The sequence below is a fragment of the Bradyrhizobium sp. 76 genome (assembly GCF_023073025.1).
Lineage (GTDB): Bacteria > Pseudomonadota > Alphaproteobacteria > Rhizobiales > Xanthobacteraceae > Bradyrhizobium.
This window is the reverse complement of record NZ_JADPIS010000039.1, coordinates 1-19,272: the sequence shown is the minus strand read 5'-3', so window position 1 is coordinate 19,272 and position 19,272 is coordinate 1. Positions and strand designations below refer to the sequence as shown.

Genomic DNA, 19,272 nt, shown 5'->3' with positions numbered 1-19,272 from the left:
AACTCTCTTCAGTTCAATGTCCTCACATTAGCTACAACCAGCCGGCCGTGCCTGCACAATCAATACTCAAACGCACCTGCGCTCTTAGGACATTGAAGCCTCTCCTTCCGATCATGAAGCTTCACCGCATGTATGATTCGGACTGTACAACCTGACGCTACGTAGACTTCAACCCCGATCGCAGAGCCGGCTCCGGAAATGAGCTATCGCCAAATTTTGGTGACGGACGGGCCGGTCATGCGGCGGCGGTTTTGGGCTGACGGTCGGTCGGCTTGGCGATGCAGCACCTCCTCAGGGCTGAGAATGAAGGCCAGTGTCTTTGGCGCCTTTGGCGCACTGAATGATCTGGTCGAAATCCCAATCGAGGCCGAGCGTGGCGCGGTAGAGAAATCGAAGCGCCGCGACGGTCACTTGCACCGAGCGTGGCGCCAGCTTCTTCTCGTTCGTCAAATAGACCGGGTAGGCGTGCCAATCGGTCGGCAAGTCGTCGTCGGCGATCTCGTGTTCGTCTGCCCGCCGCCTGGGCCGGTTTCCATCTTCGGCCTCGAGCGCGGACCCTTTCGGAAGGGATCGTGCGCCGGCGGCGCCGCGCCGCTCATCAAGACTGTCGGTGCGGCCCCGGGTGCACACATCGAGATCGGCGCCGCCGTCGCGATCCATGGCGTGCTGCTGCCCCGATCCCGCCTCAGCCCGTCGACGCTCAGGGACGACCGCTTTCGCCTTGGGCGGGTAATCGTCGTTCCGCCTGGCATCGCTCAGCGCATGGAGTTTTGTCGTGCGGCCGCCTCGCGAGCGGCCGATTGCTTGATTGTGCTCCCCCCTTTTCCGCCGGAGGCACACCGGTGAGCTTTAATCGAGGTCGAGTCGAGCGAAAGCGCGACGGCATCTTTGCCGGGCTTGGCCAGCGCTTCAAAGATCGCGCACCATCGTCCGCGCTTTGCCCAACGATTGAAGCGATTGTAGATCGTCGTGTAAGGCCCGTATTCAGGGGGACAATCGCGCCACCGCGCACCCGATTGCAGCATCTGAATGAAGCCGCTGATAATGCGCCGATCGTCGTCCCGATCCGGTCCGGTCAGTCCCGTCGGCAGGTGAGGTTCTATCCGCGCCCACTGCTTATCATTCAACCAAAACAGGCCGCCACGCATCGCTCGTCCCCGAATCAAAATATGCGGAAGAGAATCACGTGGCGCAAATTAGGTACAGACCCTAGGCTAGGAGGATGGGCCGTCGCTCTTGACGTGCTGGACCGGCGGGAGGCGCTTGAGCTCTTCGCCATTTTCGACCAGCACCAGAACGCGTGGTGCATTCGCATCCCGCGGGAAACAGATAGGCGGCGCGGCTGGGATCCTCGTCATCCTGGATTGCACGTCGGATGTTAGGCCCCTGTCTGCGATATAGGTGGGCCAGATTGGGCCTGTATGTCGCGTGCCAGACACATCTCACAGACGGACGCCTCTTATCGACTTCTTGACCGGCGATCATCACGCCGCCGGAATGGCCAAGATTTCCTTGCTTTTGATATGTCCGTCCAGTGCCGGCGCGGATCTAGCACAACCAGTCACCGCCAACCTGCGACTCGCGGCGCGGCGAGCTGATGCGGCAAGGGCTCAGCCGCAACTCTGGCGTCCCACTCATAGCTCTAAGGTGAAGCTGCTCATGTGCTGCAGTCATCGGCACGAAGAGCCGAATTCGTCTGCAGGCGGTCCGTGGAAGGCAACGGCTGGCCAGCGTGCAAACGCACCCTCCGATCTGCACCTGCACCTTTGACTCATCATAGGCTTACTGGCCCAGGGGCCTAGAGCGCGGAGGAATGAAAATACCCACCAAAACTGATCGTTTCTGTGATCCGACACGAGGCGTACCCTAGTCCGAATCATGAGTCGCCCGGCTTTCCGTCGGGCTGCCGGGGAGCTTCGTCGATGTACACGCCGCGCTCCTTCCAAGTTGTCGATATCACCGACGTTCATCGGACGATGCGCGAGGCACGCACGGCGACACTGATCACCGCTACTCACGAAGGGCTTGTTGGAACGATGCTGCCCGTAGTACTCGACGAGCGCGAAGGCTCCATGGGCACGATTTACGCCCACGTGGCGCGTGCGAATCCGCAGTGGAAGCTGACACCGGCTGGCGAGGCGATGGCCATTTTCGCTGGGCCGGAGGCCTATGTCAGCCCCTCCTGGTACGTGACCAAGCACGAGAGAGGCGAGGCCGTACCGACGTGGAACTATGTCGCTGTGCATGCCTACGGGCCGATCGAATTCTTCGATGATGCCGATCGGCTGCGAAAGGTGGTCACGCGGCTGACCGATGTGCATGAGCGCTCGGGCAAAGACCGCTGGGCGGTGTCTGACGCCCCTGCCGATTTCATCAAAACGGAGCTGAAGGGGATTGTCGGCCTGCGATTGCAAATTACACGGTTGGATGGGACGCGGAAGATGAGCCAGAACCGCAACGCGGCGGATCGCGCCGGCGTCATCGAGGGGTTATCAAAGAGCGACCGTGACGAAGACCGTCGTGTGGCTCACCTCATTGCGATGACGAACCCGAACGACGTATTGTGAACGACGCGGTACCACCTGCATTTCTCCATATCCTCGACTGCTCTCCTTCTGCACAGCGATGCGCCGGCAGCGGACGGTTCCTGCTCGCGGCAGGTGCTTTTCACAGAGCAGAGAAAACCATACAGGACGCCATCGCTTGCGCGTCAGCTATTGCAACCGCCAACAGCGGCGCGCGGCCCCGAGGCCAACTCCGGAGAAGAAGAGCGGTACCTCGGTTGCAATCCGAGGTGCGCTTCGGGGCGCATGACAGAATGCTCTGCATTGAGATCGGATTCAAGTGGGCTGCCCCGGCTCCACGGTTCTCAAAGCAAGCGGTTTCGAAACCAGTTTAGTACGGAATGTTGCCATGGGCCGAACTGATCACCCACACTGAAGATCTGCACTGCCACAGGCGACGGTTGCATGCATTAAGTTAAATCATGTCGCCCTCCCGACTCAAACAAAAGATGCTTTGGAGGGCGATTGCCGTCATTCTCTCGAACACTGCGTGTGCAGCTTTCGTCTTATTCCGCTTGACGCCCTGCAAGCCTCTGAGACTTGCAGGAAGCCCTCAAAGCGTCTTGAATCCGACGTTAGGGTCAGATTGCAGATCTTCTGACAATTCGCGACAATCTGCGCACGCTCCAACACTCCCCGATGGGCAGTAAGAAACGCGAATGTCTCAAATCCTCGAGGTCTCGCCGTTGCTTCTGTCACGATGATCGGGGCTCCCGGAGCGCCCTGCTCGATGTCGAATTCGAGCCTAAGACGTTGAAGAGACCTGTTCCGACCGATCCACGCCCTCCGGCGCAACCGGCATGCTGAACTGAAAGACGGCCCCGCGAGGATCATTGGCGCCCGCCCACATCCGGCCTCCGTGCGCCTCAATAATAGAATGGCAAATGGCCAGCCCCATGCCCATGCCTTCGGACTTGGTGGTGTAAAACGCATCGAACACGCGGTCAGCGCAGTTCGGATCGAGTCCTGGACCCGTATCCCGAAAAGTGACCACTACGTTATTCGAGTCATCTGTCCGCGCACTGATCAGTAACTCGCGATCACTTTCGTTGATCTCGCTCATGGCCTCGATGGCGTTCGTGATCAAATTGAGAATCACCTGCCGCACCTGGACGCGATCTGCCCGGACGAGCGGCAACGCCTCAGTCCGTCGCGTTTGCACCCATACATCATTTTTCGCAAGTTCCGCGCGAACTAGGCCCAGCACCTCTAAAATCAATTCGTCAATTGCGAGAAGCTCCGTTTGCATAGGAGCCTTATTCATAAGAGCGCGGATCCGGCGGATCACGTTCCCCGCTCGCATACTGTCACGGACAATCAACCCGAAGGTCTGCCGAACTTCTTCCAGATTTGGCGGTTGAGCACCGAGCCAATTTAGCCCCGCCCCCGCATTACTCCTGATCGCGGCAATCGGCTGGTTGACTTCATGGGCGATTGAGGCGGCCAGCTGTCCCATTGTCGTGATCCGATTGGCGTGTGCCAGCCCCATCAGAGTCTCGCGATACCGTCGTTCGCTTTCACGGGCTTCCGCTTCCGCTCTCTTTCGCTCTGTCAGGTCGAGGACGAAGCCAACACCTTGGTCGTCTCGCGCATCGAATACGGCGAGGCCAACTAGCACCGGCACGCGGCTGCCATCCTTGCGGACATACTCTTTCTCGAACTGCTGAACCGCTCCGGTCCTTTTTGCTTCTGTTCCCGCATTCAGTGTACGCTCGTGCCATTCTGGCGGTGTCAGGTCGAGACCGTTCACTCGCCCCGCGACGAGATCCTCTCGGTCGTATCCAACCATCGTGAGAAAGCTTTGATTTGCTTCGATGATCTCGCCTCCTTCGCGAATGATAAATATTCCAATGATGTTAGCGTCAAGTAAGCGCCGGATTTTCGACTCCCGTTGCTGAACTTCGCTGTACAACCGGCTGTTTTCCAGCGCTGTTGCAGCTTGGGAGGCAAGCATTTTAAGTACCGAGTTGCGGGCAGCCGAGAATATGCGCGCGGCGAGATTATTCTCCAGATAAAGTACGCCGATCAGCTTGCCCTGCGTGATCAGTGGCAGGCAAAGAATAGAACGCGCTTTGCGCTCGCGGATATACGGATCTTCCGCAAATGAAGGCTCGGCGACAGCATCTTCGAGAATGACGTTTTCGCGGACACGCAGGACGAAATGCAGCACGGACTCGGGAAGGGCCATCGGCGTTACGGGCTGTTCATTCACCTTTACAAGCAGCGCATCCGCTACCGTTGTGGCTTCCGCCTCGATCCGTGGCTCGCCTCCATGTAGCAGAATCAACAAACCTCGTTCGGCGCCGGCCTGCTCAATGGCAGTCTGCATAAGCGTGTCGATTAGCTTTTGAAGAACAATCTCGCCGGAAATCGCCTGCGACACTTTTGTCACCGTCGCGAGGTCAAGATGCTCAACCGGAGCTCCGATCCGCAGGCCATTCACGGCAGGAGCGGTCTCCTCATGGCTGAGATGGGGATTCAGCTCGTCGAGCTGACGCACTTTGCCATCCGCCCCCCAACGAAGGTAGCCGCGCCGGGCGTCCTGCAGGTAAACCCGGGATATTCTGTCAAAACCACGCGCAGCATAAAAGCGCGCTGCAAGCTCGCAAGCGATTGCCTCGTGGTGGGCGAAACCGTTACGTGCTGCGGTCTGGATTGCGTGTTCATACAGTCGCATTGCGTGTGCATCCCGGTATTCGAGCCTTGCAATTTCAGCGCCGACCAAGGTAGCCCGATTCTCAAAATTTTCGGGGCAATTCGTCGCCCATATCTGCAGCTGTCTGTAATGGGCATCAATGATAAGCCAATGTTGCTGTTGTTCGCTTTCGCCTAGCTTGTCGCAGTAACATGAGTGAGACAGCGCACCAAAGAAGTGAAACTCCGCGATCAAGGGCTCTGTCGGCAGAGTCCATAATTTGGGCTCCGCCTTGGAGCGAGCATCAACAGCCGCAGCATAATCGCCGGCTAGAAATCGCGCCTGAAGTTTGCGGATCCAGTAGACGGTTTCACTAGGTGACAGCTCCAGACTCCGAGCCAACGATCGCTCGACCTCTAGCTCGTCAAACTGTTGGTCATCCAAGCAACCGAATGAGCGCGTGAGGCCGCGCATGCTTCTAATGATTGCGAGCTGAGCGGCTACGGTATCAGCAGCAAACTGAACCTTTCTATCCCGTATCGTAGCAAAGCTTTTCTCTATCTCGTTCTGCACCTCTTTCAGGGGATCTCCGGCCATCATCATATTTGAGGTTAGATGAAGCAAGCTGTACGCCTCATAGATGACATCGCCGCTGCTGACCGCAGCTGCGAGCGCTCGCCGAATCAAAACTCGGCCACCTCTTAGGGGCTTCGTCCACGGGATCACGTTGCACCCGAAGGCCAAATAGACGGGAGCCCGAAAGCGGGAGAACTCACCGCGATCAACCAGGTCGCAAGCAAGACGACCAAATTTGTCAGCTGCTTGGTAGTCGCCGAAGCGCCCGGCCAAGATTCGGCCCAGCCATGCGTAATGGGCGCAAGAAGCATCAGTGTTGCCGTATCCGAGGCTGATGGTGACAGCTCTGCAGATGACCAGAGCGGATAAATTGGCGTCCGTGAAACCTGCGGGCGGAAGAATGCGCGTCAAGACGGCAAGCGTGGCAAGCATGGTCTGATCTGTCATTGCAGGCAACCTAGAAAGATCCTCGATTGCCTCGGGCAGCTGTGACCACATCCGCTGATATTCAGTTAATGTTTCCTGGTCCGTCGGATGCTGCGACCACTCGATCCCGACGTCGTGAAGATATTCGAGCCCTGTGAGCACTGCCCGCCCGTGCTGGCCGAGCGCCAAGTAAAGATCGACCCGCAAGCATGCGACCGTTGCTCGCTGGGGCGCGTTCAAGGCGCGCTTCGACAGTACCGACAGGAGGCTCTCTGCAATGTCCAGCTGGCCTACCAAGAATTCGCATTCAGCCCGGCTTGTCTCCAGTGCAAACGCGAGTTCGTGGCGCCTTCCCCAAGAGTGCTCCGCGAGCAGCGCAGCACCGACGGTGAAATATGTGAGTGCCGAGGCGTAGGCAGCCGACGCCCTGGCACGCTGCCCTGCGACGAAATTCAGCTCTGCGAGCTGCTCACGCTCATGACCGGAGGCAATTAGCGCGACGCCTCGATTGAGTTGGCTGACGATGTCGAAGATAGCCTCTTCGCGTTTGTGCGCAGGAACGTGTGCCGCCAGCAACCGACCGATCCGCAGATGGGCAGGAGCGCGCGAGGATTCCGGCACCAGGAAGTAGGCCGCCTCTTGAACGCGATCATGGAGGAAGCGGTAGGCTGTTCCGTGGCGCGCGATGAGTTCCTGCCGGATCGCCGGCCACAGGGTCGCATGCACCTTCTCCTGCGAAATTTCGAGCACGATCGCAAGCTCCGCCGTCCCGGCGATGTTGCCGAAACAGGCCAGCTGTTGCAGCGCGTCCTGCGTTGCCTCAGGCAGGCGGATGAGCTTGCCGAGCATCAGATCCACGACATTCTTGGTGTACGCTTTTGCGTGAATACGCTCGAGATCCCACCGCCAGCGCGCCGACTCGTGATCGAACGTCAATAGCTGCTCTTCGGCCAGTTCAGAAAGGAATTGAATGGCGAAGAACGGATTACCCATCGTCTTCTGATGCACCAACTTTGCAAGCGGGGCAGCGCGTTTTAGTCCGCAGCGAAGGGTATCCGCGACTAACCGCGCGACATCGTCTGCAGCGAGCGGCGAGAGCGTGATCTCCTCGAAATTTACGTCGGCTCTCCTGAAGGAGTCGAGCTTGCGTTTGAGTGGATGGCCTGCATCAAGTTCGTTGCTGCGGTAAGCTCCAATCAGCAGCAGGTGCAGATCCGACTGCGTCAGGAGATCCTCGATCAAGTCGAGCGTTGCGGCATCATGCCACTGCAAATCGTCGAGGAAGAGCACCAAAGGATGGGTTCGCCGCGCGAACACGCCAATGAAGCGGCGAAGCACCAGCTGGAAACGCATTTGCGCTTGCCGGGCTGGAAGCTCAGCAACTGCGGGCTGCTCGCCAATGATCAGGCTCAGATCGGGGATCAATTCGACCATCAGTCGTCCATTCGTGCCGAGCGCCTCCAGGAGCGCTTGCCGCCAGGTGGCGAGTTCGCCCTCACTTTTGCTGAGAAGAGGACGGACAAGACTCTGAAACGTCTGCACTAGCGTCACATAAGGAACGTCGCGCTTCAGTTGGTCGAATTTGCCTGATACCAACTGCCCGCGCGAGGGCACCAGTGCTTTGTGTAGCTCCTGGACGAGCGAAGACTTACCGACACCGGAATAACCGGCGACGAGCACCAACTTCGGCGCGCCGCTCTTCACCGCGCGATCGAAAGAGGCAAGCAAAACCTCGATCTGAAGGGCTCTGCCATAGAGCTTCTCGGGGATGAGCAGCCGATCAGGTGTGTCGTCTGTGCCGAGCTCAAACGGGTCGATGCGACCGTGGTTGGCCCATGCTGCGAGACAGTGTTGCAGATCGTGCTCAAGGCCAGCGGCAGTCTGGTAGCGTTCCTCGGCGGTTTTCGCGAGGAGTTTCATCACAATCTGAGATATCGGCTCCGGGAGGTTTTGCGACTTCTCGACGGGCGGTGTTGCTTTTCTTGCAATATGACAATGGATCCACTCCGAGGGATCTGAGCCCGTGAACGGCAGCGCGCCGGTCAGCAGCTGGTAGAATGTCACGCCAAGTGAATAGAGATCACTGCGACAATCGACCGAGCGATTCATTCGTCCGGTCTGTTCGGGCGCCATGTAGGGCAGCGAGCCGGCGATGAACTCGGCAGGCTCAGGCGGCACGCGCTCGCGGGAAAGACGGGAAGCCAGACCAAACCCAGTGAGTCGCACCTGTTCGTCAGGACAATTGACCAGAATGTGAGCGGGTTTCAGCTCCTTGTGGACCAAGCCGTGCCGGTGAAGCCTGCCCACGGCCCTCGCGATACCAACAGCGAGGCGCAGGAAGCGCTTCGGCTCCATACGGATCCCGAGTAAATTTAGCAGTGGCTCGCCGCATGGATCCTCCAGGACCAGCATAGTCCGACCGGCTTCCCGGATGAGTTCCAACGGCCGCACCGCCCATCCCTCGTCTAGCTCCTCCCTCAGCTCGTACTCATGGGCGAGGCGGTCGAGCGTCGCTGGGTGTTCCGCGATGGGCCGCACGACAAGCACGACAGCCCTGCTGCCGTGGATTTGCCGGTGCCACCCACGGCAGAACGCGCGATCACCGTCCTCCCACAGGAGCTGGATGTCACTGTCGATGCTTGAGCCGAACAGAGTTCGGCTGAGGTCCCGCGGCATTTGCCCGCCCGATCAATAAGGACTGAGCAGGAAGCTGACACATATCGGGCGAGCTTGTGAAGAGACTTCGCAAAGGGGCCGGATTACCGATTAAGGCCGCCAAAGAGTGGACGGCGGCACGCCGAGATGCGACTTACACACCGAATACGTGGCCCAAGCGTGTCGATCAAGCCCAATCCTGCGCGCCGGCTGAGCCTGCACAGAATCGGCGGCGGCGCTCTCGCTAGCGCAGTGTGTCGGCGAAGGATTGTATTCGATGGAGTGGGCTCGTGGCCCGTTACCCGACCATGGCGCACTGCCCGACGTGCAGCAGGGCCCGGATCGCTGCTTCCGTTCTAAGACCCGAGGAGAAGCAAGATGCTCGCTCGAGTCGCTGAACATAAACGCCGCAAGGGCGCTCAGGCTAGAAATCCCGGCGACACGAGCGGTGCTGTTTTCGAAATCGACGTTCACTCCTGGCTCCATTGTTGGAATGCGCAATGCAGTCATCGACTCTGAACCACAGCATGAAGGGCAGATCTGAAAGCCAAGTGTGAGCGAAACCGCGCCCATAACTATTCTCTTCATTCCTCCAATGATGGAGCAACTGACCCGCGACAAAGGCACCCCTGATGCTCACCGAGCGCCCGTATAGGCCCTCGCTGATCGGAATGCCGCTCGCTGCCGTTCGCCGCAGGGCAATTGCCGGCCGTGCGAAGCCGATGACCGAGAGAGTTCTCGCTGCTTGAACCGCTGTTCAAGCAAGGCGTAGGCTACCCCAAAACCGGTGAAGAGAATTGCAATTAGAATAAAGTACAGCGGAACGCCTTCTTTGCCGATTCGATAGATCTGCGCCGGCAGCGTACAACCTGACGCTACGAATGACCAAGCCCCCCTTCCTGGCCGGCACGAAGTAGCGGGGAGTCACGACCTACTCTGCCTTGCTGAGCGAGCCTCAGCTTTGCCACGCTGGTTGCTTCATTGGAGGCAGCATCACCACGGATGTACTGGCGATGTGGGGCGAACCCGACGCACTTTCTTGTCGACGGAGTGCGTCGGCTCCCCTTTAATGCTTCTGCCTGGCCCTGGGCCCTTAGCGGATCGATGAGCTACTGGCAGGTCTAACAACACCTTCAGGTTGACCGCTCGGGGCGCGTTTTGTCCTTCCTATGTAGGTCAAGAGCGAACCTTCAAGGTGCCGGGCACGGACCTCTGATGCCCGCAAATTCTGGTGGAAGAATGATTCTTTCGCTGGAGCAGCGGTTGTTTGGCTGGTGCAGGAGAGCAAATGCAACTGCCTTTTGGCGAACCGGTCCGCAGCTGGACACCGAATGGAGTGTGTCCCGCCTCTCCTTCAGATTACGCCGCCTCATGTTGGGGTGCGAGGCTCGTGAAGGAAGCAACGCCACGAACGCACGTGAGCGCCCCTGCAGCAGCTCGAATTCGAGCATCTTTCCTACAAACATGACGGAAAGGACTTGAATCGCACCTTGCGTCAGGTTGTACGAAATCGGTGCAAGGTGCTTTCCTCACACAGAGCAACTCACAGGCGCTCCGACGACGGAAAAGAAGAGTTCATGTTGCTGATGCCGCTGCTACTCGCTCTGATGTCTATTTTCCTTAGCATGGGTGCGATAGTCTACTCCGCTTGCCGATCTCAACGCCGGCGGGATCGGCGCATGCACAGGCACAATCGGGCCGATTCGCTCAGCTCGCGCCCCCGCGTGCAACTACCAAGGCGACGGGCATTCTGATCCTTCAGCCGCATAATGAGCCGTCCGCTGCAGTCTCACTCGCGAAGGCCAGGCGACACGCGCCGCCGCTAAAGCGAGCGCCTCAAGTTCTGGATTCGGTGCTGCTCGATCGGCTGCTGATCGTTTGACGGCCGCTTGGGAGCCAATCCAACGCGACGGCGGACAGACTCCAAAGGCAGTTCTCGACCAGTCGAGCGGTTTTTGCTACACTTTCCTGCCTGCGTCACGCTGGCGCGAATGGCTGGCCGGTCACATACCTTGAAAATTTCAAAGATTTGCACTGCGCGGAAGTCCTCAAAAGCCCTATCCGCTCGATCGAAGGTCGTAGTGAGGCAATAAGTCTACTGTAAATCGTACAAGTGAGGCTCTTATCGTGACCAAGCGCTCTGAACCCCGGAAGGAAGCCCCAAATGTCGTCGGGCCTGAGGTGAGGCCGAGCGTCTTCGTCGTCGACGATGACCTCTCAATGCGCGAATCGCTGGTCAACCTATTTCGTTCGATCGGTCTAGATGTCGTTGCTTACGGATCCGCCCGGGAAATGCTCCAGAGCGAGCTCCCTGATGTTCCTAGCTGCCTTGTGCTTGACATCAGGCTGCCTGGATTGAGCGGCCTTGAGCTCCAGAATGAGTTAGCCAAACAGAAGATTCACATTCCCATCATTTTCATCACCGCTCATGGCGATATTCCGATGACCGTCAAAGCCATGAAGAGTGGAGCAATCGATTTTCTCAGCAAGCCGTTTCGCGATCAGGAACTACTCGATGGCGTAGTCGCAGCTATCGAACAGGATCGGAAGAGACGAGGTGTAGACAAGGTGGTCAGCAGGCTCCAGTCCTTGTTTGAGGCCCTAAGTCCACGAGAGCAGGATGTGTTGAAACTGGTCGCCGCCGGGCTATTGAACAAACAGGTAGCCGCGGAACTCGGGCTCGCCGAGATTACAGTCAAAATCTATCGCGGCCACGTGATGAAGAAGATGGGAGCTCGATCGCTAGCCGATTTGATCAGGATGGCTGAGAGGCTGGGAATTGGGACTGAGCGTTTCACGGTACAAACCTAAGTATGATTTTACAATTTCGTCGTACACGCGCACCCTTCTGCTGGCCGTCATGCGTCGCCAGCGCCTTCGCCCAACCAAGAACAGGTCGTCTTGTCTAGGTATTCAACTGTTTCCGTTATTGACGACGATCCTGCGATTCGTGCCGCACTGAACAATCTTTTGAAATCGCAGGGCCACATCGTTCATACGTTTGCATCGGCTGAAGAATTCTTGCGGTCGTCTCAATTGAACCACACGTCCTGTGTCATTGCAGACGTGCAGATGCCCATGATGAGCGGCTTTGAACTTTTGGAAAAGATGCGAGCCCAGGGCCACGCTGCACCGTTCATCTTGATGACTGCCTTCGCAGATGATCGCACGCGAGCTCGCGCGTTGAGCGCGGGCGTAGCCGGTTTTTTTGCCAAGCCGTTTGCTGACCTGGAGTTGAGCGCCTGCCTCGATGCAGCGCTTCGCGAGCAGGGTGGAACGAACGCGTGAAAGATGGGGAAGCAGTCTGGACCAAGCGCACTCGCGCGGCGCTTACGATGTCGATCAATGCGCGACTGCCCGTGCTTACCGCGTGCCAGTGGACCATCGCCTTTCTTGCCGCATTCCTGTCATTGTTGTTGCACATTCGGCATCTGGTTGAAGCACTTGCAACGTCGGGCTCCTGACAAGGCGCCTTTGGTATGATCGCGCAATCAGAGGAGGCGAGGGCCTCATCGGTTTAACGAGCGCCCTACCTTCACTCCTAAGATCCTTGCTGAGCTTAGCGCGAAGTGCCACGGCAGCGGCTTGCCGGCAGGACGTCGTTAGAACAAAGAATTCACCTGAAACTTGTGCCACCGCTCCAGACAAATCTGGCACCGAGTTTGCGGGAGCAGGACGGGACGATCGCGTCCAAAATCCCGCAGTCTGTCGAGGCGATCGCTTCGGAATTCACAGGAAACCCAAAGGCCGCATTTTCGATGTTGAGCTTTCGAAGGATCGAGCGGTGTACGCCAAACTCGCCAATTTGCGTTCGCTCCCAGCAACCCTTTGGCGGGCCGAAGCACCCGAACCTACGCAATCGGGTTGCAGGGCAACACAAATGCCACTGGTCGAAGCAATTTCAAGCCACGCCTTTGCTGCCGAACGCATCCACGCCACCACCCTCCGGGCCGATCCCGGCCAAACGCAAGGCCCAAAGCGGCGGCTCTGGACGAGCGATAAGCCCGCGCACCGGGCCAGATCCGCGGCGGCCCTGTCCCTTCTACTCGCCGGGACCCTGAGCGTGAGCATCCAACACACGCCTCCGGCTGGCGGGCTCCGCGGTCGCCGGGAGCGCATCGGCCCTCTGGTCGCGATGAACTTTCTCGGCCCACATACTTCCCCGCTTCCAAGCTAACCGCGCTGTATGCGCAAATTCTTCGATCGCGCGCGACTAAGCAAACCTGCCCGCGAAAGACGACTTAGCCTGGGCCCTCGCTGGATGGGACGAAACTGCTAGACATAGTAGCTTTGTTCCGCCTGGTTCCTCGGGTAAGCCGTTGGAGCTGATTTTCAGACGCCCTACGCAGAGCCCAAAGGACGCCGAGAGGCGCCGGAACCGTGCGCTCATGATCCGCCAATCCTGTACAATGTTGGCCGCGCGCTTGTTCGTCGGGCAGATTTTCTTGTCGAGGAGACGACGACATGGTTGGAGGACACGAGCCGCACAGAATGAAGACAGTCGAAATGCTAGAGTCTAACGTGCGCTCGTACTCACGTTCCTTTCCTGCTGTGTTCAGCAGGGCGCGCGGCTCGATTATGTTCGCAGAGGATGGCCGAAAGGTCATTGACTTTCTGTCCGGCGCTGGAGCGCTAAATTATGGCCACAACAATCAGGAGATCAAAGCGGCAATCAGCGAGTATCTGGACTCGGACGGCGTCGTCCACGGCTTGGACATGGCCACCCCAGCTAAGGTCGAATTTATGGAGGCCTTTAGCTCTGTCATCCTTCGTGAACGGAATCTTTCCTACCGCTTTCAATTTACAGGGCCTACGGGAGCTAACGCTGTTGAAGCAGCTCTAAAGCTCTCGCGTAAGATCACAAGACGACACAACGTCATTTCTTTCACGAATGGATATCACGGTCAAAGCTTGGGAGCCATAGCCGCGAGCGGTAACCGCTTTTACCGCAAAGGCAGCAGCATTCCCTTATCCGGCACAACGTTCATGCCCTATGATGGGTATCTTGGCTCCGCTCACAGTGCGGCGGATTACGTGCGAAAGGTATTAATGGACGAGAGCAGTGGCACTGATCTTCCAGCCGCCATTCTCGTCGAAACCGTGCAAGGTGAGGGAGGCATTAACGTCGCCGGTAAGGAATGGTTGCAGTCAATTGAGGCTTTGGCAAAAGAGGTCGGAGCTATTTTCATAGTTGACGATATCCAAATGGGCTGTGGCCGTACAGGCGAGTTCTTCAGTTTCGAGTTCGCCGCGTTGTCGCCAGATATTGTTGTAATGTCGAAATCGCTGAGTGGGTACGGTTTGCCACTATCGATGCTCCTGATCAAAGAAGCGATTGACGCATGGGAACCAGGTGAGCACACGGGGACGTTTCGAGGAAACAACCTTGCACTCGTTTCTGGCAAAGCGGCTTTGAATCTGTATTGGCGCAACCAGACGTTCTCGCAACAGGTTCGACGCTTGGGCGCATTTATGCGGCGTCGACTCGATGCTATCGCGCACCAGCACGGAAACGGGTTTGCTGTTCGTGGACGGGGCATGGTATGCGGATTCGATTGCAAAACGACCGAAATCGCAGAGGCGACGTCACATAGAGCGTTTGAGAAGGGATTGATTGTCGAGCGATGCGGACCGACCGATCAGGTTCTAAAGTTCTTGCCTGCACTTACGATCGAGCAAGAAACGTTGGGACAAGGCCTAGACATATTCGAGGAGTCATTGACCGAAACGTTGAATTCAGCCCGAGCAAGCTAAACTTGTAGGCACACGAGAGAAACTGTTGCTAGCGACCGCATCGCCGCAAGTCACTGGCGTGAGTCCTTGCTTGCCGCCGAAATGGTTCAGGAGTTTTGAGGCCATGATCATGAACGTAAAGTCTGAAGGCCAACGCTATCTGTAATCCGCCAAGTCGGCTGTTGCGCGGAGAACGCCTGCTGCTCTCCTCGGTCCACAACACGTGAGTGCGAGCAGCACCTTTGACCATAGAGCCTCGCAGTCGCGAGCGACTCTGGTCGAGCTGCCTTATCTAAGTTTCCAATCTGAGGTTTGCCGAAGGTGAGCTCGTGGTGCGGAATGGAGTCCAATGGTGTAGTGTGGCTTCTTGGTGGCCACTGCCCAGCCGCACGAGTACTTTGTTAGGACCGTGTATTGTGCAGCAGCGATCCAGGCTGAGCCGTTTACAGCGTAGGTGCAGCAGCAATCACTCGGGCCGCCGGCTTTGCGACGAAATCCGTCAACGAACGCGCGGTGGCGATGTCCCGGGTTCTGTTGAATTTCTGAAGAGGTCGGCGTTGTCCACCTTGAGCCGGTAGGCTCGGGGTGCTGATTCCGCAAAGGACAGCAACGCGATGACGAGAGATATCACACCGGCTGATTGGCTGGCGACCGGGCCTTTGGACGAACCATTTGCGGAAGTGCGAGTGCCGAGTTCAGCTATCAGAAGCCCCTATTTGGCGTGAGCGCCTCGGCGGTAAGCGAAGGTGACGGACCAAAGGTGAACTATGCTGGGCCAACCGAAGAAGCCCGACGCACCTGCCGGGTCTGAGATGCGTCGGGCTGAGTGGGAGACTGAGCGCGACAGTCTCCCCCCAGAACCGCGCCTGCAAGTAGTATGCCGTGCCCGTAGTCCTACACCAACAGTTCAAATTAGATATCTGCTCTGCCACAAAGTTCCGCGAGGCATTCAGCGACGGCCAGCTCCATCTTCAAGGCCTAACAGCTGAGCTTATTCCCGTTCCAAAAACTCCCGCCATGACCTTTCGTTTGGATCGCAAATGAGGCAGAAGAAGCGGACAACGGGCCGCCGGCTCATCAACAACAGATATCTAGATGTTTGAAACATTGCTACGCGTGACTGGAACGATCGCCCCGAGCTCGCGCACGGCAGAGGCACACGATCGAGATCTAAGCTTAGATTTTGCGAAGGGTGCGCTCATTGTTCTGGTGATCGTTGGGCACCTGATTCAGTATGTCATCTACCAAGACGACGGGTTTTGGTATTCGCCGTACTACAAGTCGATCTATATGTTTCACATGCCACTCTTTATGGCGATAAGCGGATATCTTTCTTCTCGATCGCTGCTGCAAAAGTCGTTCACTCGAGCCGCCAGCGACCGTGCGAAGCAGCTCTTGCTGCCGATGCTGTTTTGGTGGACGTTCATGGAGACAGCTAAGCTGGCGGCATTGTGGCACGCGACCAGCCTAACGAGCGGACTTTTGGCATTTGTAGACGATTTCGCTGGCACATACTGGTTCATCTGGGCGACGTTTGTTTCCTATCTTCTCCTCAAAATTTCTATCAAGCTCAGCCACCAATCGTGGGTCATATCTGGTTTAGCCATACTGGTCGCACTCGCGCCTCTGACATTGTCCATATCACCCCTGATCAGATTCACTTACCCGTTCTTCTGCTTCGGCTTCTTGCTTGCTCAATCGAGAAAACGATGGACGAGTACATCGCGACATCACAAGCCGCTCCTGATTTTATTTCTCTCGATAGTGACTTGCGTATGCTTTCTAGCTTGGGGCAAGGACACCTATGTCTACAATAATCTTGGGGTAATTCACGATTTTCGGTCGGCTAAAAACGTGCTTCTGATGTTTGTTGGCTCTGCAGCCGCCTCAGCAATCGCTATCGAACTCCTGCTGCAATGCTGGAGCGTTCGCCGTTCAAATCGAATGGCCCGCTTTATCGCGGTGGAGTTGGGCCAGACCACGCTGCTGCTCTATCTGGTCCAGGGTACCGTGTTCCGTCTCATGGATTTCGTACAGTTCGGAGAACTTTGGAATCTCACGACCCGGTTGATCATCGCGGGTATGCTCGGGGCCGCGATTATTGTGATCGCGCTAACGGTGCGCTCGATTGTTCGCGGCGTTCCATATCTGTCACAGCTCGTCCTTGGAATGCCGCCACGCTCAGGTCTTCCGCAAGCCAAACCTGCAATGAACTAGCTGTATGCATTTGATATTTGAGTACGGCAGGGCATTGCGATAGCATCGACTTGTGACGCCGCGGGAATAGCGTTCGACCCAGGTCCGGCGGCGACGGCGTGCCGCCGGTCGAGCATAGCAACCCATCGGAGCGTGTATTGCTCGGGTTTGCATGGCACCGGGGAACTCAGCCCATTGCGTCCCTTCAAATAAGATCGACTGTCGTGAGACTTAGCTTCGCTGCCCTAGTCGTCTAGCCGCCGGGTTTCGACCCAGATCTGGCGATCGAACCTAATCCAATCACACTCGGCCAGATGTTTCTTCGAGTGCCGTACTGAACCCGAGACGTCCCAGTCGTTCGACTCTCCGTCTCGTCCCACAGCTGCCCGAAGTAAAAGGCCCTCGGCAACGCACAAGCCGTTCTTGTTCGATGAGGTGGCGATGCGCTTGCTCACCGCGAGCCTGTTGTGCTCAGAGATTCGGTCGCTCGCGCGGCGAGCGCGGCCAGGATGCCTTCGAGGACAAGAGCAAAGCATCCGGGCTGCTGTAGCTGGTGCGCATCGTGAGCAGACGTAGGGCATCGTCCGCGTTCCGACCTTGTACCTTGAAGCCGCCCATCGCCTTGACGCTTTGTGGCGCGAGACCAAGACGACCCATCACGGGAATTTCGCAATTCCCCAAGGCTCGCATCTCGACACGCTTACCCCCTCCCTCAACCTTGACGGTGTCTGCGCCACGCTGCAGGACGCCTCCAGAGTTGCGTATTGCGTCGTCGGGACTGAGATGAAAGCTGAGAAACGGCATGTCAGCTACAGGCTGGGCGCCGGGCCTTTTCGCGCGACCACGTCCAGGTGGTGATTTACATCGCCATGCTGACCGGTAAAGTGGTCATCAAACCCAAGGCATACGTTGCCGACGCTATGGCCGACAAGAATGACGTCGACGACAGGATCGGCGATACGAGTCGTTACCGCATCATAAGCCGTGGTCATGACGATGGCGCGCCTTTCCTACTTGCATCGTTGCAGAACTGGAATCGTGACGCGTTCAACCGACAGCTGCGAAATGTGGCTCATGTCGATCTGATCCGACCTCGCCTGTCTCTGGAAATGGCCTTCCCCTTGGAAGAGCGAAGGTATCTGTCAATAGGGAGGCCGAAAAGGAGCGTCACTGAAGTCGGAAGCACAAAGTTTCCAATGATTGGGCACCAGCGCTCGCACGGCTGCCGCAAACTCCGGAATGCGGATGACGTGTCCAGCATCTTCGCGTCCGTAGACGCTTGATAAGACCTGCCGTCCAGGCAATCTCTTGTAATCGAAATAACGGCGGAACTTCCACACAGATGAACACGCAACCAATCACAACGACGCCATCGGACTGAAGCCGAACGCGCGATGACACTGTGGACCGGCCCGGCGACGCCCGCGATCTCGCCCGGCCGGCAGCACCCACATTGCAGATGCGAGGTCACAATCGTCCATTTCGTAGGTCTATGGCAAGGCTCTCTCAAGTCGTTCGGGAAGCTCAGCTCAGGATCCTTGATCTTGCGCTGCCGCGCGCATCTTCAGGCAAGCGCATCGGCAGCGTCACAGATCCCTGCATATATTTCGTCCAGGTCACCTGCTGTTACACAATATGGCGGCATCACATAAATCGTATTACCGCGTGGGCGCAGCAAGAGATTACGGTCTTTAAAGAAGGCGTGAAGCCTCGGGCCGACGCCTGCGAGATAGCCGGTATCTCTCGTCTTCAGATCCAGTGCTGTAATGGTGCCGTTATGGCGAACGTTTTCAAAGTATAGCGCGACAATCTGGATGGGAAGCGCGCGACAATCAGGATGGCGAGTCGGTGTCGCGGCGAGGTGATGATTGCCGCGATGATTGTCGCGCGCAAGAGTTTTGTTCGCTCTGATTGTCGCGGAGCGTCAATCAGCGAGTGTTTTTGGTGTCGCGTGCGAGGATGGTCGCCCTGGACCACGCTTCCGCTCGAGCGCGGTGCGCCTGCGATAGCTTTCGACGTTCATCTCGACGATGGTGGCGTGGTGAACGAGGCGATCGATGGCGGCGAGCGTCATAGCAGGATCCGGGAAGACCCTGTTCCACTCTCCAAAGGGCTGATTGGCGGTGATCAGCATGGAACGCCGCTCGTAGCGAGCGCTGATGAGCTCGAACAGCACGCTGGTCTCGGCCTGGTCCTTGGTGACGTAGGCAAGATCATCGCAGATCAGGAGGTCGAAGCGATCGAGGCGGTTAATGGCGGCCTCGAGATTGAGCTCGCGCCGCGCCACCTGGAGCTTCTGGACGAGATCGGTGGTGCGGGTGAAGAGGACGCGCCATCCGTTCTCGATAAGGGCCAGGCCGATGGCTGCCGCCAAGTGACTCTTGCCGCCGCCGGGCGGGCCGAACAGCAGCAGATTGGCGCCCTTGCCGAGCCAACCATCGCCGGCGGCGAGCGCGGTCACCTGCGCCTTGGAGATCATCGGCACAG

The 19,272-nt window shown here is 57.7% G+C and carries 8 protein-coding genes and 3 pseudogenes; 5 read left to right on the top strand and 6 right to left on the bottom strand.

Annotated elements, in window-relative coordinates:
• Positions 1–291: 291 nt before the first annotated feature.
• Positions 292–660 carry a hypothetical protein gene (locus IVB48_RS11470; protein WP_026233973.1) on the bottom strand — a complete coding sequence of 123 codons (369 nt, stop codon included), beginning with the start codon at positions 658–660 and terminating at the stop codon, positions 292–294.
• Positions 661–750: 90 nt separating this feature from the next.
• Positions 751–1,169, bottom strand: a pseudogene (locus IVB48_RS11465) (IS5 family transposase); the annotation flags it as partial.
• Between the two features lie 753 nt (positions 1,170–1,922).
• Here IVB48_RS11465 and IVB48_RS11460 point away from each other — a divergent pair.
• Positions 1,923–2,567 (top strand): FMN-binding negative transcriptional regulator, encoded by a 645-nt coding sequence (locus IVB48_RS11460; protein WP_247342287.1) that lies wholly within the window; start codon positions 1,923–1,925, stop codon positions 2,565–2,567.
• Positions 2,568–3,309: 742 nt separating this feature from the next.
• On the opposite strand, the gene IVB48_RS11455 is transcribed toward IVB48_RS11460, so the two are convergent.
• Entirely contained in the window at positions 3,310–8,877 is a 5,568-nt protein-coding gene (locus tag IVB48_RS11455) for a trifunctional serine/threonine-protein kinase/ATP-binding protein/sensor histidine kinase (RefSeq protein WP_247400015.1), read from the bottom strand.
• A 2,160-nt stretch (positions 8,878–11,037) separates the two neighbouring features.
• Between IVB48_RS11455 and IVB48_RS11450 the strand changes: the two genes are divergently transcribed.
• The 4 genes from IVB48_RS11450 to nolL all read left to right on the top strand — a co-directional run bounded on the left by IVB48_RS11450 (position 11,038) and on the right by nolL (position 16,806).
• Positions 11,038–11,667, top strand: coding sequence for a response regulator transcription factor (locus tag IVB48_RS11450; protein ID WP_051112989.1), 630 nt, complete (start codon positions 11,038–11,040; stop codon positions 11,665–11,667).
• Positions 11,668–11,757: 90 nt separating this feature from the next.
• The gene (locus tag IVB48_RS11445; RefSeq protein ID WP_026232963.1) at positions 11,758–12,144 is read left to right on the top strand and encodes a response regulator; all 387 of its coding nucleotides are present in this window, start codon (positions 11,758–11,760) and stop codon (positions 12,142–12,144) included.
• Positions 12,145–13,347: 1,203 nt separating this feature from the next.
• Positions 13,348–14,610 (top strand): diaminobutyrate--2-oxoglutarate transaminase, encoded by a 1,263-nt coding sequence (ectB, locus tag IVB48_RS11440; protein WP_247342293.1) that lies wholly within the window; start codon positions 13,348–13,350, stop codon positions 14,608–14,610.
• A 1,074-nt stretch (positions 14,611–15,684) separates the two neighbouring features.
• The gene (gene nolL / locus IVB48_RS11435; protein ID WP_247342295.1) at positions 15,685–16,806 is read left to right on the top strand and encodes a nodulation factor fucose acetyltransferase NolL; all 1,122 of its coding nucleotides are present in this window, start codon (positions 15,685–15,687) and stop codon (positions 16,804–16,806) included.
• 448 nt (positions 16,807–17,254) lie between these two features.
• Here nolL and IVB48_RS11430 read toward each other — a convergent pair.
• The 3 genes and pseudogenes from IVB48_RS11430 to istB all read right to left on the bottom strand — a co-directional run.
• Positions 17,255–17,861, bottom strand: a pseudogene (locus tag IVB48_RS11430) (3-methyl-2-oxobutanoate hydroxymethyltransferase); the annotation flags it as partial.
• 488 nt (positions 17,862–18,349) lie between these two features.
• A pseudogene (locus IVB48_RS11425) lies at positions 18,350–18,580 on the bottom strand (adenosylmethionine--8-amino-7-oxononanoate aminotransferase BioA); the annotation flags it as partial.
• A gap of 129 nt (positions 18,581–18,709) precedes the next feature.
• The coding region (istB, locus tag IVB48_RS11420; protein ID WP_247400014.1) for an IS21-like element helper ATPase IstB at positions 18,710–19,272 on the bottom strand (563 nt) is incomplete at its 5' end.